Below are 548 nucleotides of genomic sequence, written 5' to 3' on the forward strand. Positions count from 1 at the left end.
CCACTCTAAAGCCGATGCTTCATCAGTGATCGCAACACCTTGCTGCAATGCGTCTGCCAGTGCTCTTGTTAACTGCTGAGTTTTAAACATTTGTGGAGTCAGTGCATGCCACAATGCTTCTCTGTCTACGGTATGATCGATGTTGTTTTCTTTGTTCGCTCGTTTCATTGTATCTCTCACGGGCGAGGCAAGAATGCCACCAGTAGGATGAGCACAACAAACATCAATCAGACGATCAATATCGTTTAATGTTACGCAAGGTCTCGCGGCATCATGGACCAGAACCCATTCACACGGAAGCTGCGCACTTACATAGTTTAGCCCTGAAAGCACTGAATCGGCTCTTTCTTTACCACCAGCGACACGTATTACGTCTGGGTGCAGGGCAATCGATAGTTCAGGGTAGTATGGGTCACCTTCTGTAACCGCAACCACAACTTTCGCGATTTGAGGGTGAGCAAGCAGTTTCTCTACAGTATGTTCCAATACCGTTTTTCCATCGATTAACAAATACTGTTTAGGTCGATCTGCTTTCATTCGGCTACCAA

At 46.4% G+C, this 548-nt stretch carries 1 protein-coding gene; it reads right to left on the reverse strand.

Going from position 1 to position 548, the window contains the following annotated elements; translation table 11 throughout:
* Positions 1 to 548 (reverse strand): 2-C-methyl-D-erythritol 4-phosphate cytidylyltransferase (gene ispD, locus R7190_RS29860; protein WP_318138207.1); only part of this gene is annotated, 548 nt, incomplete at both ends.

Source organism: Vibrio sp. 1078-1 (genome assembly GCF_033340475.1).